This window comes from Streptomyces sp. NPDC007856 (assembly GCF_042868225.1).
In the GTDB taxonomy this organism is placed as follows: domain Bacteria; phylum Actinomycetota; class Actinomycetes; order Streptomycetales; family Streptomycetaceae; genus Streptomyces.
This window is the reverse complement of sequence record NZ_JBIAEC010000004.1, coordinates 197,630-215,396: the sequence shown is the minus strand read 5'-3', so window position 1 is coordinate 215,396 and position 17,767 is coordinate 197,630. Positions and strand designations below refer to the sequence as shown.

The following is a 17,767-nucleotide window of genomic DNA, read 5'->3' as shown; positions in this document are numbered from 1 at the left end:
ACCCGAACCTCCTCCGTGCCGTGTTCAGAGCAACATTTGAGCTTCAGCGCCGGTCGGGTGCGGTCGGCAGCGCCGGATGGTCGGCGACGACCGTGCAGCTGCCCGGGGCGATCTCCGTGAAGCCGGCGTCCCGCACCGTCGGCAGGCCGCTGCCGGCCAGCCGTGCCCAGTCGGCGGGGTCGGCCGTACGGACGGCCAGTGCCCAGCCCGCGTCCCGCCAGGCGGTGCGCTCGGCGTCGGACAGCGCCCACCAGGCCAGTTGCGCACCGTGCCCGGCCTGCGCCATCGCCTTCCCGGCCGACATCTCCAGCTCCGGGTTCAGCCACAGCACGGGCAGGGCCGGGTCGGCGGCGACGGGCGGCTCCGGGTCGTCCAGCTCGGTGCCGGACACCTGGAGCTTGGCCAGGTCCTTGGGCCAGCCGTCGAGCGGGACCGGTGGGAACACCCGTACCTGCGCGGACTTGCCGGTCACCGTGATCCCCGGCAGCGCCTCGGCCCGCCGCCACTCGGCGCCCCGGGCCCGCCGCACGACCTTGCGGATCCGTGCGTCCTCCCAGCTCCGCACCGCCTCGGCCCACGCGCCGTCCCCGTGCGCCCGCTCGTCCCCGAGCAGCACCAGCACCGCCCGAGCGGCCGTCTCCAGCGCGTCGGTACGCGCCGGGGGCGCGCTCTTCTCGATCCGTACGACGAGGGGCAGCACGAACTGGGGCGCCTCGTCGCGCGGATTGCGCTCGGACTGGAAGGGGCTGTCTCCGGTGGAGGCTGAAACATGGCTCACACCAGCCAACCTTAAGGGGCGGCCGGTTTTGTCCGACCGGCAAGCTGACCAAGCCCGGGGCCGGGACCGGACCGGAATGTCCGCATGCAACGTGACCTGCGACTGACCGCCGTAGGCCGCCGCTACGGCCTCCGCGGCCCCTGGGTGTCAAGAGGCGTCGACCTCACCGTCACCCCCGGAACGGTCACCGGTTCGCAGACCGGCCGCACGCCGGTGCCGCTGCTGCCGCTGTCCGCGGCGGCCCTGCTCACGGCCGTGGCCTTCGCCCTGGCCGGCCTGCTCGCCGCCCGGCGGTCCCCCTGAGCGAGCCGGTCACCCCGAGCCGGCGCCCATGGCACACGGCGGCCCGGCGGGCTCCGGAGGTCCGTCAGCGGTGCCCGCCGGCCTCGCCGATCAGCTCGGAGACCTTCACGAACCGGTAGCCGCGCCCGCGCAGTTCCGGTACGACCGCGCGGACGACCCGCTCGGTGGTCGGGGCGGCGCTGCGGGTGCAGTGCATGACGACCACCGAGCCGGGCTTCACCCCGTCCAGCACCTGCTTGGTGACGGCGTCGGCGTCGGTGGCGAACGCGTCGCCGCTCAGCACGTCCCACTGGATCGCGGTCACCCCGAGCCCGCTCAGCGCGCGCAGCGCCCGCCGGTCGTAACAGCCGCCGGGGAAGCGGAAGTACGGCAGCGCGTGTGGCACGCCCGCCTTGCGCAGAGAGGCGTACGCCCGCTCCACCTCCGAGCGCATCTTGTCGGGGGCGACGGCGGACAGGCCGTAGCAGTCGGCCGTGAACGCGTAGTGGCTGTAGGAGTGGTTGGCGACCTCGAACTGCGGGTCGTGGCCGAGGCTGCTGGCCTCGGTCGGGTACTGGTCTGCCCAGCGGCCGGTCATGAAGATCGTCGCCGGCACCTTCAGCGCGCGCAGGGTGCCGATGAGGTCCGGGTTGTCGAAGTGCTCGCCGGCGGCGGCGCGGGGCCCCTGGTCGGCGGTCATGTCGGCGTCGAAGGTCAGCGCGACGGTCTTGCCCAGGGTGCGCGGGCCGTGCTCGAAGACCGGGGTCAGGCCGCCGGGACCCGGGGCCAGCACGGGCGGCCGCGAGGCGGACGGGGCGGCGACGGACGGCCTGGCCGGGGTCCGGTGGACACCGTCCGGGTGGCTCGCCGTACCGCAGGCGGCGAGGGCCAGGCCCAGGGCACTGAGGGCGCTGATACGGCGTAGTCGAGTGGTCACCATATGAACGTAGGCCTCGATGACCGCTTGTATGGCGATATGTTCCATGGCGCGGCATTACGGTCACCCGCGCGGCGGCCCTCAGATCTGCCGCTGTTCCAGCGGCCGCACCGCCGGGCCCTGGAGCACCGCGCCGTCGACGTCGAAGCGCGAGCCGTGGCACGGGCACTCCCAGGCGCGTTCGGACCGGTTGAAGGCGACCAGACAGCCGAGGTGGGTGCACCGGGCCGACACCGCGTGCAGGGCGCCCTCGTCGTCCCGGTGCACCGCGAGCCGGCCGCCGTCCGCCCGCACCACCGCCCCGTCGCCGGGCGCCAGGCCGTCCACCGAGGCCGGTGGCCTCAGCCGGTCGCCGACGAAGTGCCGGGCCACCTCCGCCTGTGTCTTCAGCAGCGACGGCACCTCGCGCACCACCGGCTTCAGCCGCCGCGGGTCGTACAGCTCGCGCCAGGCGCAGTCCCGCCCGGTGATCAGCGAGGTCAGCAGCAGCCCGGCCATGATGCCGCCGCTCAGGCCCCAGCCGCCGAAGCCGGTGGCGACGTAGGTGTGCCGGGCGCCCGGGTGGAAGGTGCCGACCAGCGGCACGGTGTCGGTGGAGTCGTTGTCCTGCGTGGCCCAGGCGTGGTCCAGGGCCACACCCGGGAAGTGCTCCTCGGCCCAGGCGGCGAGTCCGTCGAAGCCGGCCCGCACGTCGCCGGTGCCGGGCGTGAAGTGCTCCCCGGTGACGACCAGCAGCCGCTGCCCGTTCGCGCCGTACGGCGCCGTGCGCACCGAGCGGGTGTTCTCCTCCGGCGTGATGTACATGCCCTCCGGGTCGGGGCCCGCGCCCAGCGGGCCCGCCACCACCAGTTCCCGGCGCGGGGCGAGCCGGGCGAACAGCAGCGCCCGGTCGAACACCGGGTAGTGGGTGGCGATCACGACGTCCCGCGCCGTGACCGTGTGGCCCGCCTCGGTGGTCAGACGGCACGGCACTCCGCCCTCCTGCAGCCCGACGACCCGGGTCCGCTCGTACAGCTGACCGCCGCGCGCCACGAGATCGTCGGTGATCGCCCGCAGATACCTGACCGGATGGAACTGCGCCTGTCCGGTCACCCGGACCGCGCCCGCCACCGGGAACGGCAGCCCGGTCTCCGTGGTGAACGCGGCCGGCAGCCCCGCCTCCCGCGCCGCCTGCGCCTCCGCCCGCACCTCGTCCACGCGCGACCGGTCCCGCACATACGTGTACGCGTCCCGGGTCTCCCACTCGCAGCCGATGCCCAGCTCGGCCACCAGCGCCGCCGCGTGCTCGATCGCCTCCGACTGCGAGCGGGCGTACAGCCGCGCCCCCTCGGGTCCGCGGGTGCGCCGCAGCCGGTCGTAGACGAGGGTGTGCTGGGCGGTCAGCTTGGCCGTGGTGTGTCCGGTGACCCCGGCCGCCGCCCGCCCGGCCTCCAGCACCGCCACCCGCAGCCCGGCCCGGACCAGTTCGTACGCGGTGCTCAGCCCGGCGATGCCCGCCCCGACGACGGCCACATCCACGTCCAGGTCCTCGCTCAGCCGGGGACGGGGCGGCCCCGGTGCGGTCCGGAGCCAGTACGAGTCGGTGATCTGCCGCTGTTCCCGCATGGCGGCCGGGTACCCCGCTATGCCCCCTTCAGCAGCCGCTCCCGGCACTCCGCCACGTCGAAGTCGCCCTTCGGGTACCGCGGATCCAGCTCCTCCAGATGCTCCAGCAGCAGGCGGCCGACCGCCCAGTTCCGGTACCACTTGCGGTCCGCCGGGATCACGTACCAGGGCGCGTACGGCACCGCGCAGCGCTCCAGGGCCAGCTGGTACGCCTCCCGGTAGGCGGGCCACAGCGCGCGCTCGTCGATGTCGCCGGGATCGAACTTCCAGTGCTTGTCCGGTCGGTCCAGGCGGCGCAGCAGGCGGCGCTGCTGCTCCTCGCGGGAGATGTGCAGAAAGCACTTGATCACGGTCACGCCGTCCTCGGCGAGGGACCGCTCGAAGTCGTTGATGAGGCCGTAGCGGCTGCCGATCTCGGCGGGCCGGGCGAGATGCCGGACCCGGGCGATGAGCACGTCCTCGTAGTGGGAGCGGTCGAATATGCCGATCTCGCCCGGCCGGGGCAGTGCCGGGCGCACCCGCCACAGGAAGTCGTGCCGCCGCTCCTCCTCGGTGGGCGCCTTGAACGCCCGGATCCGGCAGCCGGCCGGGTTGAGATGGCCGATGACGTGTTTGACCGTGCCGCCCTTGCCGCTGGTGTCCATCCCCTGGAGCACCACCAGCACCCGCCGCCGGTCCCCCGCCGTGCTCGCCGCCCACAACCGCGCCTGGAACTCGGCCAGCCGCTTTCCCGTGCGCGCGGCGTCCTGCAGGGCCGTCCTCTTCCCACCGGGGGCACCGGGTGTGGCCCGCGTGCCGTACGCGTCCAGTTCGACGGGCTCACCGGGCGGGAGACGCAGCGCCTCCCGCAGGTCCCTGCCGTTCTTCTTCGCCATGGGCACCTTCCCTCCGCATCCCTGGTCGTGCGTCTGCGCGGCGCCGGTGACTACCCCCGCCCGTACCGGCCCATCAACACGCCCACGGCGAGCGTGTGCCCGGACAGCGCCCGCAGCAGATCCGCAGACGTGGCTCCCGCGCCCGGCGACACACGGCGGTCCGCGGCGTAGACCGTGAGGACATAGTGGTGCGCCCGGTCACCGCGCGGCGGGCACGGACCGCCGTACCCGGTCCTCCCGAAGTCGTTGCGGCCCTCGGCCGCCCCCCGCGGATGCTCCCCGGCGGACAGCCGCCGGGTGTGCGGGTCGATGTCCCACACCAGCCAGTGCGTGAACCTGCCGTGCGCGGCGTCGGCGTCCCGCAGGAGCAGGGCCAGCGAGGCCGTGCCCGCGGGTACGCCGGCGAGGGACAGCGGAGGCGAGACGTCGGCGCCGTCGCAGGTGTACCGGCGCGGGATGGTGCCGCGATCGGCGTATGCCGTACTGGTGACGGTCATCCGGCGGGCGGCGGCGGGGGAGGGGGAGGGCGCGGCGGCCGTTTCGACACCGTCCCCGCAGCCCGCGGCGAAGGCCATCGCGGCCACGGCGATCACCCAGCTTCTGCGCATGCCCGGCACGTTATCCGGAGTGGGGCTCTCCGCCCTCGTTCGGCACGGCCTGCTGTTCGCCTTTCTCCAGGCGGGGTGTGCCGTCGCCGTTCGGCGCGGCCGGCTGGTTGCCCCGTTCCAGGAAGTGCAGCAGCTCCACCGGGATGGGCAGGACCAGCGTGGAGTTCTTCTCGGCGGACACCGCCATCACCGTCTGGAGCAGCCGCAGCTGGAGGGCGGCCGGGGTGTCGGCCATCTGCTGGGCCGCCTCGGCCAGCTTCTTGGAGGCCTGGTACTCGGCGTCGGCGTTGATGATCCGGGCCCGGCGTTCCCGGTCGGCCTCGGCCTGGCGGGCCATGGACCGCTTCATCGTGTCCGGCAGCGAGACGTCCTTGATCTCGACCCGGTCGACCTGGATGCCCCAGCCGACGGCCGGGCTGTCGATCATCAGCTCCAGGCCTTCGTTGAGCTTCTCGCGGTTGGAGAGCAGATCGTCCAGGTCGCTCTTGCCGATGATCGACCGCAGGGACGTCTGGGCCATCTGCGACACCGCGAACTTGTAGTCCTCGACCTTCACCAGGGCGCTCGCCGCGTCGACCACGCGGAAGTAGACGACGGCGTCCACCCGGACGGTGACGTTGTCGCGGGTGATTCCCTCCTGGGCCGGGATCGGCATGGTGACGATCTGCATGTTGACCTTGTGCAGCCGGTCCACGAACGGGATCACCAGGGTCAGACCGGGCTGGCGTTCGCCTCCCACCACCCGGCCGAGGCGGAAGAGCACGCCTCGCTCGTACTGCTTGACGACCCGCGCCGCCATCGCCAGGTAGACCACGGCGGCCGAACCCGCCGCCGCCACGGCGCCCAGCAGCTCCTGGAGCATGGTGACCTCCTCACGGAGAGGTCCGATTTCGTCCGCTGCTGTAACCATATGCCCCGGGGTGGGGCGGAAGCCACAAGCCCGGGGACCGGGCCGGGGTGCCGAGGGGCGTCGGCACCCCGGCCCGGAGACAGGGGACGTCAGCGGGCCGGCGTCGTGACCCGCACCGGTTCCGTGCCCGCGGCGCTGTGCCGCGCGGCCCAGTTCTCCAGGGCCGTACGGCAGGCGTGGTCCAGATGGTGCAGGCCGGACAGGTCCAGGCGGACCGGGCGGTCCTGGGGCAGCGATTCCAGGCTGTCCAGGATCTTCGGCAGCCGCAGGAAGGTCGCGTTGCCCGAGAGGCAGGCGTCGACCGGGCCCGCGCCCTTGTCGACGACCTCCAGCCTGATGTGCGAGGCCTGCCAGGCGGTCTTGACCACCGCCATCGCGAGGCCGATCAGCACGCCCTCGAACATGCTGACCGCGACGATCGAGACCGCCGTCACCGCCAGGATCAGCGCCTCGCCCCGGTGCTCGCGCCACAGCTCGGCCAGCGCCCGGACCGGGACCAGCTTGGCGCCCGAGTGGATCAGAATGCCCGCGAGCGCCGGGATCGGGATGTAGGCGAGCACGTCGGGCAGCAGCGCGGCGAACAGCAGCAGCCACACGCCGTGCAGGACGCGGGAGGCCTTGGTACGGGCGCCCGCCTGGACGTTGGCCGCGCTGCGCACGATCACCGCGGTCATCGGCAGTGCGCCCAGCAGGCCGCACACCGCGTTGCCGGCGCCCTGCGCGAGCAGCTCCTTGTCGTACTCGGTGCGCGGCCCGGAGTGCAGCCGGTCCACGGCCGCCGCGCTGAACAGCGACTCGGCGGAGGCGATCAGGGTGAAGGCGACGACCGTGCCGAGCATGCCGGCACTCGCCAGCTCGCCGAACGCGCTCAGCGGCGGCGGCTGGACCGAGCCCAGCAGGCCCTGCACCTCGACCGTGGCCACCGGCAGGTCCAGCGCGAACGCGGCCACCGTGGCGAGGCCGACCGCGGCCAGCGGGCCGGGCAGCGTCCGCGCCTTCGCCGGGAGGTGCTGCCACAGCAGCAGCACCGCGATCGTGCCCGCGCACACCGCGAGCGAGGCCACCGCCCTGCCGTCGCCGAGGGCGTCCAGGAACGCCCCGGGCAACCCGGCGATCTTGCCCAGGCCGGAGTCGGGGGCCTTGGCCGCCAATGCCGGGTACAACTGCCCGGCGATGAGCACCAGTCCGATTCCGGCCAGCATGCCCTCCACGACGGAGACCGAGATGGCCCGGAACCAGCGGCCCAGCTTCAGCAGGCCCATCGCCACCTGGAGGAGTCCGGAGACGAGGACGATCACGCCGAGGGCCGGCAGCCCGAACTCCTTGACCGCCTCGAGGACGAGCACGGTCAGGCCGGCCGCCGGCCCCGACACCTGCAGGCTGCTGCCCCGCATCAGCCCGGTGACGAGGCCGCCCACGATCCCGGTGACCAGGCCGAGTTCGGCCGGGACACCGGAGGCGACGGCCACGCCCACGCACAGCGGCAGCGCGACCAGGAAGACCACGAGGGAGGCGGCGAAGTCCTGCCGCGCACAAGGAAACCGGGATATGAGGTTCTTGCTGGTCATCGGCGCGCTCACAGGGACTCGAAGGTGTCGGTCTGCGGGCGGTGCGCCCGTACGGCGCCGGTGTGCACCTCGTAGTACCAGGCGTGCAGGCCGAGTTGGCCCTCCGCCAGCTGCCGCTCGACGCACGGGTACGAGCGCAGCCGCAGCAGCTGGGTCAGGACGTGGGCCTGTACGCCCATGGCGACCTCCGGGTCCTCGGCCTGGCCGGCCGGGCGCGGGGTGGCGTGCGCGAGCCAGTCGCGCACGGCGGGTACGGCGGTCAGGTCGTCGCCGCGCACGAGCGCGCCGACGGCACCGCAGTGCGAGTGACCGCAGACGACGATGTCCCGGACGCCGAGCACCTCCACGGCGTACTCGATGGTGGCTGCCTCGCTGGTGGGGTGCTGCGAGGTGTGGGGCGGGACGATGTTGCCCGCGGTGCGCAGCTCGAAGAGCTGGCCGGGGCGGGCGCCCGTGATCAGAGCTGGGACGACCCGGGAGTCGGAGCAGGTGATGAACAGCACCTGCGGGGACTGGCCTTCGGCGAGCTTGGCGAACTCCTCAGGGCGCTGTCCGAAGGTACGGGCGTTGTCGATGAGGGGCTGCATGTATGTGGTTCCTCCTGGCGCGTCGGAGCGGCGCGTCGGACCTGAACGGCGGTTGTGGGGGGAAAGGTGAGCGCCTGTCAGCAGCGGAAGACCTGAAGTGCTGCCGGGGCGTGGGCTCTGGAGGCTCTGGGGGCCGGGCCGTGCGCGGTGCCGGGTGTGTGTGCGGGGCCGGTACCGGCTGCCCGGCCGGCTATCGGCGGGTGTTGCCGCGCGCAGCGGGAGGCGGAGCCGCGGAACACGTCCGGCTCGTCGCCCTCCGGCTGTTCGGGCGATGTGGTTCCGGCCTCGGCCTTGGCCGTTGCTTCACTGAGAGTGTGCGCAGGTGTGAAGGTTTCCGCGGATGCCGGGAACAGCAGGGCGAGCAGGGCGACGGTCGCGGCGACGAGCACGGTCCGGGCCGTCGTACCTCGCAACATGCGCCCTCCTCCCGGACGTCTCACAGCTCTCGCGGGCACCAAGCATTGGTCAATGCTTGGTCAAGAAGCACGTTAACCCTGCAAAGTCCTTTGCAGGGTTAACTACGCGTTACGAGCGCAAGAGAGCGTGAAAAGTGCCGGTCGCGTGGCGCGATCTCGCTCTTGACTAGGAGCCGACGAGCCCCTTCGCGTCGCGGGCCAGCGCGGTGAGCCGGGATATCGCGCGGAAGTACTTCTTGCGGTAGCCGCCGTTCAGCATCTCCTCGCTGAACAGCTTGTCGAACGGCAGCCCCGAGGCCAGCACCGGGACCTCACGGTCGTAGAGCCGGTCCGCCAGCACCACGAGCCGCAGCGCCGTCGACTGGTCCGGCACCGGCCGCACATCGGTGAGGCACACCGCCCTCACCTCGTCGGTCAGCGCGCCGTACCGGCTCGGGTGGACCCTGGCCAGGTGGTCCAGCAGATGCGGGAAGTCGTCGAGCGAGGCGCCCGGGGTGGCGTAGGCCGCCTTGGTCACCTCTTCGTCGGTGAAGGGCCGCGGTGCCTCGGGCAGGCCGCGGTGGCGGTAGTCCTCGCCGTCGATGCGCAGGGTGCGGAAGTGGGCCGACAGGCCCTGGATCTCGCGCAGGAAGTCGGCGGCGGCGAACCGGCCCTCGCCCAGCTTGCCCGGCAGCGTGTTGGAGGTGGCGGCGAGCGCCACGCCCGCCTCGACCAGCTTGCCGAGCAGGGTCGACACCAGGACCGTGTCGCCCGGATCGTCCAGCTCGAACTCGTCGATGCACAGCAGGCGGTGGCCGGAGAGGGTCTGCACGGTCTTCTGGAAGCCGAGCGCGCCGACCAGGTTCGTCAGCTCCACGAAGGTGCCGAAGGCCTTGAGTGCGGGCTCGGCCGGGGTGGCGTGCCACAGGGAGGCGAGCAGATGGGTCTTGCCGACGCCGTAGCCGCCGTCCAGATAGACCCCGCGCGGGCCGGCCGGGGCCTTGGGCGCCCTGGCCCTGCCGAAGCCGAGGAAGCCGCGCCGGCCGGCGCCGGAGGCGTGCGCCCCGCCGAGCCCGCCCGCGAAGCCTTCGAGCACCGTCACGGCCTCGCTCTGGCTGGGCTGGTTCGGGTCCGGTATGTACGTCGCGAAGCGGACCGAGTCGAAGCGCGGAGGCGGGACCATCTCGGCGACCAGCCGGTCCGCGGGCACATGCGGCTCGCGGGCGCACAGGGAGAGGGGGCCCGCGTCGGTCAGAGGGCTGGATCCGGGGGCGGTGGTGGAGGACGACACGGTTGTCCATGCTAAGCGCCGTGTCACACTGCACGACATGCGACGCCTGTTCCCTGTGACCGACGAAACAGCAGCCCGGGCCTCCGGCGGGACGGCCGAGAGGGAGGGGGCGAGGGGGGGTGCCGGGACTCTGGTGGCCCATGCGCCCAGTGGTGTCGGCGGTCGCGTCGACCACGGCGCCCACGTCGAGCATGACGCCCACGTCGACCGCGAGTGGAGTCTCGCCGAGCTGGCCGCCGCCTACGCCTACCCGGAGCCGCCGGGCCCCCCGCGGCCCTGGCTGCGGGCCAACATGGTCTCCACGCTCGACGGCGCCGCTCAGCACGAGGGGCGCTCCCAGCCCATCTCCAGCGCCGCCGACATGCGGATCTTCGGCACGCTGCGGGCGCTCGCGGACGTGGTCGTGGTGGGCGCGGAAACGGTGCGCCAGGAGGGGTACCGCCCCGCACGCGCGCGTGCCGAGTTCGCCGAGGCCCGGGAAGCCGCCGGACAGGGCCCGGCGCCGGCGATCGCGGTCGTCACCGCGAGCCTGGACCTGGACTTCTCGCTCCCGCTGTTCACCTCGCCCCTGGTGCCGACGCTGGTCCTGACCGGATCCGCGGCCGCCCCCGACCGTGTCGCCGCCGCCCGGAAGGCCGGCGCCACGGTGGTGACCGCGGGCGAGGGCAGCGGCATCGACCCCGCGCGGGCGGTGCGGGCCCTGGCCGGCCTCGGCCACACCCGGCTGCTCACCGAGGGCGGTCCCCGGCTGCTCGGCCAGCTGGTGGCCGCCGAAGTGCTGGACGAGCTGTGCCTGACCCTGTCGCCCATGCTCACGGCGGGCGACGCACAGCGCATCGCCGGGGGGCCGTCGGTCGCCGTGCCGCACCGGTTCGAGCTCGTGTCCCTCCTCGAGGACGCCGGATTTCTGTTCGGTCGGTACCGATGGTCCTGAAATGAGCGGAATGTGCCGTTCCGTTTAGCTTCCGGAGGGCAGACTTAGTCCGGCACAACCCGTGCGATCCCGGGGCAGGATGGTTTCCGCAGGGGCCCTGCCAGGGCCCACGAAGGAGAAGAGGCGGTTGGTGTTCACCAGCGTTCTGATGATCGAGAAGGCTTTGACGTCCGCCGACGTGGAGTTCGTCACGACGTTGCACGGAGACGAGCCGGTCGCTTTCCACGTGCTCCTCCAGCCGCGCGGCGACCAGGCGGACCGCCTGCTGCGGGCCATCGACGACATCGCGCTCGGCGAACTCGACGAGGCGGTCCGCGAACACGAGACGCCCGAGGGGGAGGACGCCCGAAGCGTCGGGCAGCAGGCCCTGGACGTGTCGGTGCAGGCGCTGCGGGCCGCGGGGAGCCGGGCGGAGGGGCAGATGGTGGAGGACCATCCGCTGGACGCGCTGAAGTCCCTCGTCGCCGAGGTGGGCGCGGACGAGGTGATCGTGCTCACCGACCCCCACTACGTGGAGGAGTTCTTCCACCGGGACTGGGCCTCCCGGGCGCGGCACAAGGTGGGGGTGCCGGTGTTGAAGCTCTTCTCGCACAGCAAGGCGTAGCCGCTCCGCGGGTTCGGCCGATGAGCGCCGTCGGGACACGGCCCCGCGCCCCTCAGGCCGGCGGCCCTGCCCCTCGCTGCAAGGAGCCCGGTGCTTCAGCGCATAGGCTAGGCCCGCTCTCGTACGTACCGTCTCTGGGGAGAACCACATGGCACCCGGCCTTCCTACCGCCATGGACCGACCGCACTTCATCGGCATCGGCGGCGCCGGGATGTCGGGGATCGCCAAGATCCTCGCGCAGCGCGGGGCCGAGGTCGTGGGCAGTGACGCCAAGGAGTCGGCGACGGCCGAGGCGCTGCGGGCGCTCGGGGTCACCGTGCACATCGGGCACGCGGCCGAGCACCTCGCCGACGATGCGAGCTGTGTCGTGGTGTCCTCGGCGATCCGCGAGGACAACCCCGAGCTGGCCCGCGCGGCCGAGCTGGGCGTCCCGGTGGTGCACCGCTCCGACGCGCTCGCCGCGCTGATGGAGGGGCTGCGCCCGATCGCCGTGGCCGGCACCCACGGCAAGACGACGACCACCTCGATGCTGGCCGTCTGCCTCACCGAGCTGGGCCTGAAGCCGTCGTACGCCATCGGCGGCGACCTGGACGCGCCCGGCTCCAACGCGCTGCACGGCGCGGGCGGCATCTTCGTCGCCGAGGCGGACGAAAGCGACCGCAGCTTCCACAAGTACGCGCCCGAGGTCGCCATCGTCCTCAACGTCGAGCTGGACCACCACGCCAACTACGCGTCGATGGACGAGATCTACGACTCCTTCGAGACCTTCGCCGGGAAGATCGTCCCGGGCGGCACGCTGGTGATCTCCGCCGACCACGAGGGCGCACGGGAGCTGACCCGGCGGCTCGCGGGTTCGGTGAAGACGGTGACGTACGGCGAGGCCGAGGACGCCGACGTACGGGTCCTGTCGATCGTCCCGCAGGGGCTGAAGAGCCAGGTCACCGTGGTCCTGGACGGGCAGGAGCTGACCTTCGCGGTCTCCGTGCCCGGCCGCCACTACGCCCTCAACGCGGTCGCCGCGCTCACCGCCGGTGCCGCCCTCGGCATCCCGGCCGACGGGCTCGCGCCCGCGCTCGCCGCCTACACCGGCGTCAAGCGGCGCCTGCAGCTCAAGGGCGAGGCCGCCGGGGTGCAGGTCATCGACTCCTACGCCCACCACCCCACCGAGATGACCGCCGACCTGGAGGCCATGCGCGCCGCCGCCGGCGACTCCCGCATCCTCGTCGTCTTCCAGCCGCACCTCTTCTCCCGCACCCAGGAGCTGGGCAAGGAGATGGGCCAGGCCCTCGCCCTCGCCGACGCCTCCGTGGTGCTGGACATCTATCCGGCCCGCGAGGACCCGATCCCGGGCGTGACCAGCGAGCTGATCATCGAGGCCGCGCGCGCCGCGGGCGCCGACGTCACCGCCGTCCGCGACAAGGGCGAGATCCCGTCGGTGATCGCGGGAATGGCGAAGCCCGGCGATCTCGTTCTCACCATGGGCGCGGGCGACGTGACCGACCTGGGCCCGCTGATCCTGGACCGCCTGTCGCAGTAGAGGGGCTGAGGCACATGTCGTACGACGTCGAGAAGCCGGACGAGCAGTGGCGGGCGGAGCTGAATCCGGCCGAGTACGCCGTGCTGCGCCAGGCCGCCACCGAGCCGGCCTTCACCGGTGAGTACACCGACACCAAGACCCAGGGCGTCTACTCCTGCCGGGCCTGCGGCGCCGAACTGTTCACCTCCGACACGAAGTTCGCGTCGCACTGCGGCTGGCCGTCCTTCTACGATCCGAAGGACACCGACGCGGTGGAACTGGTCGAGGACCGCTCCCACGGCATGGTCCGCACCGAGGTGCGCTGTGCCCGCTGCGGCTCCCACCTCGGGCACGTCTTCGAGGGGGAGGGGTATCCGACCCCGACCGACCAGCGGTACTGCATCAACTCCATCTCCCTGCGGCTGACGCCCGCCGAGGACTGACCCCCGCTCGATCGATCGACACTCCGAATCTGGCAAAAGGCATCCGCGACCGGGCATCATCCGGTCGAGGATGAACGTCATCGGACACCGGAGCGTGACTCAAGGTTCGTCCTGGGTCTGCCGAGGGCGCTGGGATGGCTGAGGCTGGTGCCCCACTTGCTCCGGTTTGAGATTCTGTGAGGGTGTTGGGTGTGGCGCGCTGGATCCAGTCCCGTCGCAGGCCTGTGCCCGCCGACAGCGGCCGCCACCGCGAGGACGAAGGCGGGGCGACGGCGAAGTCCGCGCGGGCCCAGGATTCCGCGGCTGGCGCCGGTTCCGCACAGGCGGCGGAGGGCAGGCCGGCCGCCGATGCCACGGTGGCCGGCGCGGGACTGAGCGTGCTGCGGGAGGCGCTGGCCGGAATCGGCACGACCCTCGACGAGGGCACGACCTGCGCCGAGCTGACCCGGCTCGCCGTACGGCTGGCCGGTGGCACGGCCGCCGTGATGCGCCGCAGTGGCGAGACCATATCCGCATACGAGGCGATCACCGGGGACGCCGACGCGCTGCCCGACGCCCGGTGGGCCACCGCGGCGGCCCGCGAGGCGGGGACACCGGCGCTCGGCGCACAGCCGGAGCCCTGGCTGGAGTACGTGGGCGCCACCCGGATCGCGCTGTGCGCGCCGCTGATCAGCGGCTCGGACCGGTACGGCATCCTGGTGTGGGCCCGCACCGGGGAGCCGCTGCGCCGCGCCGAGGCCGAGCTGCTCAGCCTGCTCGCCGAGCGCGCCGCCTCCCACATCCGGCACGCACGCGCCTACGAGAGCATCAACCGCACCGCCGGCGACCTGCAGCGCGCCCTGCTCGCCGAGCCGGGCCGCCCGCACCCCAACCTCGACATCGCCGTCCGCTACCTGCCGGCCGGTGGCGGCGTGCTGGTCGGCGGCGACTGGTGCGAGACCGTACGGCTGCACTTCGGGCGGACCCTGCTGGTCGTCGGCGATGTGATGGGCCACGGCCTGGAGGCCGCCGTCGACATGAACGCCTACCGCTCCTCCCTGCGCTACATCGCCTCCGCCGACCTCCCCCCGCACCGGGTGCTGCGGCAGATGGACGACATCGCCTCCCGGGAGGCGGACCTCAGGCCCGCCACCTGCCTGCTCGCCCGCGTCGACCCCGGGCGCCACCAGGTCACGCTGGCCAGCGCCGGGCATCTGCCGCCCGTGCGCATCACGACGGACGGCGAGACCTCCATCGTGCCGGTCCCCGTCGGACCGCCGCTGGGCACCGGGTTCGGCGGTTACGAGTCGGCCACGCATCCGCTGGCCGAGGGGCAGACCCTGGTGCTGTTCACCGACGGCCTGGTGGAGCGCCGCGGTGAGGACATCGACCGGTCCATGGCCCGGCTGTCCGCCCTGCGCTTCCCCGGTGGGGACGGGCTGGACGACGTCCTGGACACCATCCTCGGCCGGCTGGACGCGCGGCATGCGGAGGACGACGTCGCGGCCATGGCCGCACGGCCGCACAGCCGGCAGTGGGTCGCGGCCGGCAGTACGGGTGTCGCGCGGTAGCGGTACGGGCGTCCGCGGCCTCGCGCACCGGCTCGGTCGGGCCGATGCCGGCGCGGCGCCGCGGAGCCACCCGACCGGCGCCTCCTCCCCGCGGTAAGCGGTGACCGCCTCCCAGCCCTCGTAGCGGGCGACCGTGGCCACCGGGCCGGCGCCACCCGTCCGGCCCCGTCCGAGCTGCCGGCGCCCACCGGCCGCATCAATACTCGAGTGAAAGTCGTCCGGCAGGAAGTCGACAGCGTCCGCGGGCGAAGCTCGTCACCCAGGAGCCGATCAAGGAGCCACGTCCGTGACGACCCTCCAGACCCGTCCCGCATCCCCCGCGACGATCCGCCCCAAGGCCGTGGCCCGCACCGGCCTGTACACCCTGCTCGCCGCCAACGCGGCCGTCGTGGCCTGGTTCTTCGTCCAGGCCGGATTCGCCTCCAACCCCCTGATCGTGCTCGGCCGCCTCTGCGGTCTGTACGGCGCCCTTCTCATGGCCTTCCAGCTGCTGCTGGTGGCCCGGCTGCCCTGGCTGGACCGCCGGATCGGCATGGACCGGCTGACCTCCTGGCACCGCCGCACCGGCTTCGGCATCCTGTGGACCCTGCTCACGCATGCCGTGTTCATCACCTTCGGCTACGCCCAGGCGTCCGCCATGGACCCGGTGAGCCAGATCGTGAACCTCGCCGAGACCGTCGAGGGCGTGCTGCGCGCGATCGTCGCGCTCGCGCTGATCGTCGTGGTCGGCGCCGTCTCCGGCCGCTGGGCGCGCCGCCGACTCGCCTACGAGACCTGGCACTTCATCCACCTGTACACCTACGCCGCGGTGGTCCTCGCCTTCACCCACCAGGTCGCGGCCGGTACGACCTTCACCTCCTCGCCCCTCGCGCGGACGTACTGGTACACCCTGTGGGGCTGCGCCCTCGGCTCGCTGCTCGTGGGCCGGCTGATGCTGCCGCTGTGGCGGAACCTGCGGCACCGGTTGCGGGTCTCGGCGGTCGTCCCGGAGTCCGACGACGTCGTCTCCGTCTACATCACCGGCCGCGACCTGGACCGGCTGCCCGCCCGGGCCGGCCAGTTCTTCCTCTGGCGGTTCCTCACCCGGGACCGCTGGTGGCAGGCCAACCCGTTCTCCCTGTCCGCCGCCCCCGACGGCCGTACCCTGCGGCTCACCGCCAAGGCGTCCGGCGACGGCAGCGCCGCACTGCGGCACCTCAAGCCCGGCACCCGCGTCTTCGCCGAGGGCCCCTACGGCGCCTTCACCACGATGCACCGCACCCGCCCGGAGTCCGTGCTGATCGCCGGCGGCGTCGGCGTCACGCCCATCCGGGCACTGCTGGAGGACCTGGACGGGCACGCCGTGGTCATCTACCGGGTGACCACCGACCGCGACGCCGTCCTCTACGACGAGCTGAGCGACCTCGCCCTCACCAAGGGCGCCGAGCTGCACCTGGTGACCGGACCGGTCCTCCCGGACCGGCTCGCCCCGCCCGAACTGGAGCGGCTCGTACCCGACATCGGGCAACGGGACGTCTTCCTGTGCGGGCCGCCCGGCATGATGTCCGCCGTGCTGCGCAGCCTGGCCGAGCTGGGCGTGCCCAAGCGGCAGATCCACTTCGAGCGCTTCAGCCTCGCGGGCTGAGAGAGGGCGTCGACCGTGAAGCGAGCCATTCCCGTCTTCGTCCTGACCGTCGCCGGCCTGGTACCGGTGTGGCGTTACCACCCGTCGACCGGGGCCGTCGAGACCGCACGGCCCGCGGCGACGCCGAGTACCGCGCCCTCCACCGCCTCGTCCGCCGCGCCCTCCGCGCCGTCGGCCTCGAAGGTCGTCCCGGGCACCGCGGTGAGCACCACGAAGGGCGTGTTCCAGGTGGAGGTGACCTTCCGGGGCGACCGGATCGCCTCCGTGCGGATGCTCCAGGCGCCCCACCATCCGCAGACCCGGTGGGCCGTACCGGAGCTGATCGCGGAGACGCTCAAGGCGCAGAGCGCGCACATCGACACGGTGTCCGGGGCCACGATCACGAGCCAGGGATACCGGGCGTCCCTGCAGGCCGCGCTCGACGCCAAGGGCTCCTGACGTGCGACGTGTCGAGCACGTCATGGGTCTCCCGGTCTCCCTGCGGATCGACGACGAGGGCGACTTCGGCGCGGCCGCGGACGAGGCCTTCGCCTGGCTGCGCCAGGTCGACGCCCGCTTCAGCCCGTTCAGGCCGGGGAGCGAGGTGTCCCGGTACGGGCGCGGCGAGTTGGCGGACGGCGAGCTGAGCCCGGACCTGACGGAGGTGCTCGGCCTGGGCGAGCGGTACCGGGCCGCCACCGGCGGTGCCTTCGACGTGCGGCTGCCCGGCCGGGGGTTCGATCCCTGCGCGGTGGTCAAGGGCTGGTCGGTGCAGCGGGCGGCCGGGCTGCTGGCGGCTGCCGGGGCGCGGCGGTTCTGCCTCAACGCCGGTGGTGACGTGGTGGTCTCCGGCGGGCCCTGGCGGGTCGGGATACGGCATCCGGAACAGGCCGACCGGGTCTGTGCCGTGCTGGCGGTCACCGACGCGGCCGTGGCCACCTCCGGGCGGTACGAGCGCGGTGACCACATCCTCGACGGCCGCACGGGACGCCCCGCGACGGAGCTGCTCAGCCTCACCGTGCTGGCCCCGACCCTGACCGAGGCGGACGTGACCGCCACGGCCGCCTTCGCGCTGGGCGCTCACGGGCCGGCCTGGGCCGCCGCCCGCCCCGGCTGTGAGGTGTTCGCGGTCGACGCGGCACGCGGCGTGCTGCGCTCACCGGGACTTCCGGTGGTCTGAAGGGCCGCTCGCCCGCCAGAACGCTGAAACACTCGCGGTCTAGACTCTCCCCGCAACGGCCTGCGCACCGACGACCGTGGCCGAAAGCGGGCGGAAATCCG

At 73.1% G+C, this 17,767-nt stretch carries 19 protein-coding genes; 9 read left to right on the top strand and 10 right to left on the bottom strand.

Going from position 1 to position 17,767, the window contains the following annotated elements; translation table 11 throughout:
- Window positions 1-43: 43 nt before the first annotated feature.
- Window positions 44-778 carry a peptidyl-tRNA hydrolase gene (locus ACFYOH_RS12325; protein WP_388624356.1) on the bottom strand — a complete coding sequence of 245 codons (735 nt, stop codon included), beginning with the start codon at window positions 776-778 and terminating at the stop codon, window positions 44-46.
- 84 nt (window positions 779-862) lie between these two features.
- On the opposite strand from ACFYOH_RS12325, the gene ACFYOH_RS12320 reads away from it, so the two are divergent.
- Window positions 863-1,081 (top strand): hypothetical protein, encoded by a 219-nt coding sequence (locus tag ACFYOH_RS12320; protein WP_388624353.1) that lies wholly within the window; start codon window positions 863-865, stop codon window positions 1,079-1,081.
- A 64-nt stretch (window positions 1,082-1,145) separates the two neighbouring features.
- Here the strand turns inward: ACFYOH_RS12320 and ACFYOH_RS12315 are convergent, their stop codons facing one another.
- The 9 genes from ACFYOH_RS12315 to zapE form a co-directional block, all read right to left on the bottom strand.
- Window positions 1,146-2,000, bottom strand: coding sequence for a polysaccharide deacetylase family protein (locus tag ACFYOH_RS12315; RefSeq protein ID WP_388624966.1), 855 nt, complete (start codon window positions 1,998-2,000; stop codon window positions 1,146-1,148).
- A gap of 78 nt (window positions 2,001-2,078) precedes the next feature.
- Window positions 2,079-3,602, bottom strand: coding sequence for an FAD-dependent oxidoreductase (locus tag ACFYOH_RS12310; RefSeq protein WP_388624350.1), 1,524 nt, complete (start codon window positions 3,600-3,602; stop codon window positions 2,079-2,081).
- 17 nt (window positions 3,603-3,619) lie between these two features.
- Window positions 3,620-4,477 (bottom strand): PPK2 family polyphosphate kinase, encoded by an 858-nt coding sequence (locus ACFYOH_RS12305; protein WP_388624347.1) that lies wholly within the window; start codon window positions 4,475-4,477, stop codon window positions 3,620-3,622.
- Window positions 4,478-4,527: 50 nt separating this feature from the next.
- The gene (locus ACFYOH_RS12300) at window positions 4,528-5,085 is read right to left on the bottom strand and encodes a YbhB/YbcL family Raf kinase inhibitor-like protein (protein ID WP_388624344.1); all 558 of its coding nucleotides are present in this window, start codon (window positions 5,083-5,085) and stop codon (window positions 4,528-4,530) included.
- A 10-nt stretch (window positions 5,086-5,095) separates the two neighbouring features.
- Window positions 5,096-5,947 (bottom strand): slipin family protein, encoded by an 852-nt coding sequence (locus ACFYOH_RS12295; RefSeq protein WP_388624341.1) that lies wholly within the window; start codon window positions 5,945-5,947, stop codon window positions 5,096-5,098.
- 137 nt (window positions 5,948-6,084) lie between these two features.
- On the bottom strand, window positions 6,085-7,563 hold the full coding sequence (locus tag ACFYOH_RS12290) for a SulP family inorganic anion transporter (RefSeq protein WP_388624338.1): 1,479 nt from the start codon (window positions 7,561-7,563) through the stop codon (window positions 6,085-6,087).
- 8 nt (window positions 7,564-7,571) lie between these two features.
- Window positions 7,572-8,150 carry a carbonic anhydrase gene (locus ACFYOH_RS12285; RefSeq protein ID WP_388624335.1) on the bottom strand — a complete coding sequence of 193 codons (579 nt, stop codon included), beginning with the start codon at window positions 8,148-8,150 and terminating at the stop codon, window positions 7,572-7,574.
- Window positions 8,151-8,227: 77 nt separating this feature from the next.
- Window positions 8,228-8,566, bottom strand: a complete 339-nt coding sequence (locus tag ACFYOH_RS12280; protein ID WP_388624333.1) for a hypothetical protein — start codon at window positions 8,564-8,566, stop codon at window positions 8,228-8,230.
- A gap of 166 nt (window positions 8,567-8,732) precedes the next feature.
- Entirely contained in the window at window positions 8,733-9,836 is a 1,104-nt protein-coding gene (gene zapE, locus ACFYOH_RS12275) for a cell division protein ZapE (RefSeq protein ID WP_388624331.1), read from the bottom strand.
- Between the two features lie 37 nt (window positions 9,837-9,873).
- Between zapE and ACFYOH_RS12270 the strand changes: the two genes are divergently transcribed.
- From ACFYOH_RS12270 to ACFYOH_RS12235, 8 genes are all read left to right on the top strand, one after another.
- On the top strand, window positions 9,874-10,770 hold the full coding sequence (locus ACFYOH_RS12270) for a pyrimidine reductase family protein (protein WP_388624328.1): 897 nt from the start codon (window positions 9,874-9,876) through the stop codon (window positions 10,768-10,770).
- A 130-nt stretch (window positions 10,771-10,900) separates the two neighbouring features.
- Entirely contained in the window at window positions 10,901-11,374 is a 474-nt protein-coding gene (locus ACFYOH_RS12265; protein ID WP_388624326.1) for an indole-3-glycerol phosphate synthase, read from the top strand.
- Between the two features lie 148 nt (window positions 11,375-11,522).
- Window positions 11,523-12,911 (top strand): UDP-N-acetylmuramate--L-alanine ligase, encoded by a 1,389-nt coding sequence (gene murC / locus ACFYOH_RS12260; RefSeq protein WP_388624323.1) that lies wholly within the window; start codon window positions 11,523-11,525, stop codon window positions 12,909-12,911.
- Window positions 12,912-12,925: 14 nt separating this feature from the next.
- A complete protein-coding gene (gene msrB, locus ACFYOH_RS12255) occupies window positions 12,926-13,333 on the top strand; it encodes a peptide-methionine (R)-S-oxide reductase MsrB (RefSeq protein ID WP_388624320.1) in 408 nt (135 codons plus the stop codon).
- A gap of 191 nt (window positions 13,334-13,524) precedes the next feature.
- The gene (locus ACFYOH_RS12250) at window positions 13,525-14,883 is read left to right on the top strand and encodes a PP2C family protein-serine/threonine phosphatase (protein WP_388624317.1); all 1,359 of its coding nucleotides are present in this window, start codon (window positions 13,525-13,527) and stop codon (window positions 14,881-14,883) included.
- A 286-nt stretch (window positions 14,884-15,169) separates the two neighbouring features.
- Window positions 15,170-16,507, top strand: coding sequence for a ferric reductase-like transmembrane domain-containing protein (locus ACFYOH_RS12245; protein ID WP_388624315.1), 1,338 nt, complete (start codon window positions 15,170-15,172; stop codon window positions 16,505-16,507).
- A 15-nt stretch (window positions 16,508-16,522) separates the two neighbouring features.
- Window positions 16,523-16,945: an FMN-binding protein gene (locus ACFYOH_RS12240; protein WP_388624312.1), complete on the top strand. Its 423-nt coding sequence runs from the start codon at window positions 16,523-16,525 to the stop codon at window positions 16,943-16,945.
- A 1-nt stretch (window position 16,946) separates the two neighbouring features.
- On the top strand, window positions 16,947-17,666 hold the full coding sequence (locus tag ACFYOH_RS12235) for an FAD:protein FMN transferase (RefSeq protein ID WP_388624309.1): 720 nt from the start codon (window positions 16,947-16,949) through the stop codon (window positions 17,664-17,666).
- Window positions 17,667-17,767: the final 101 nt, after the last annotated feature.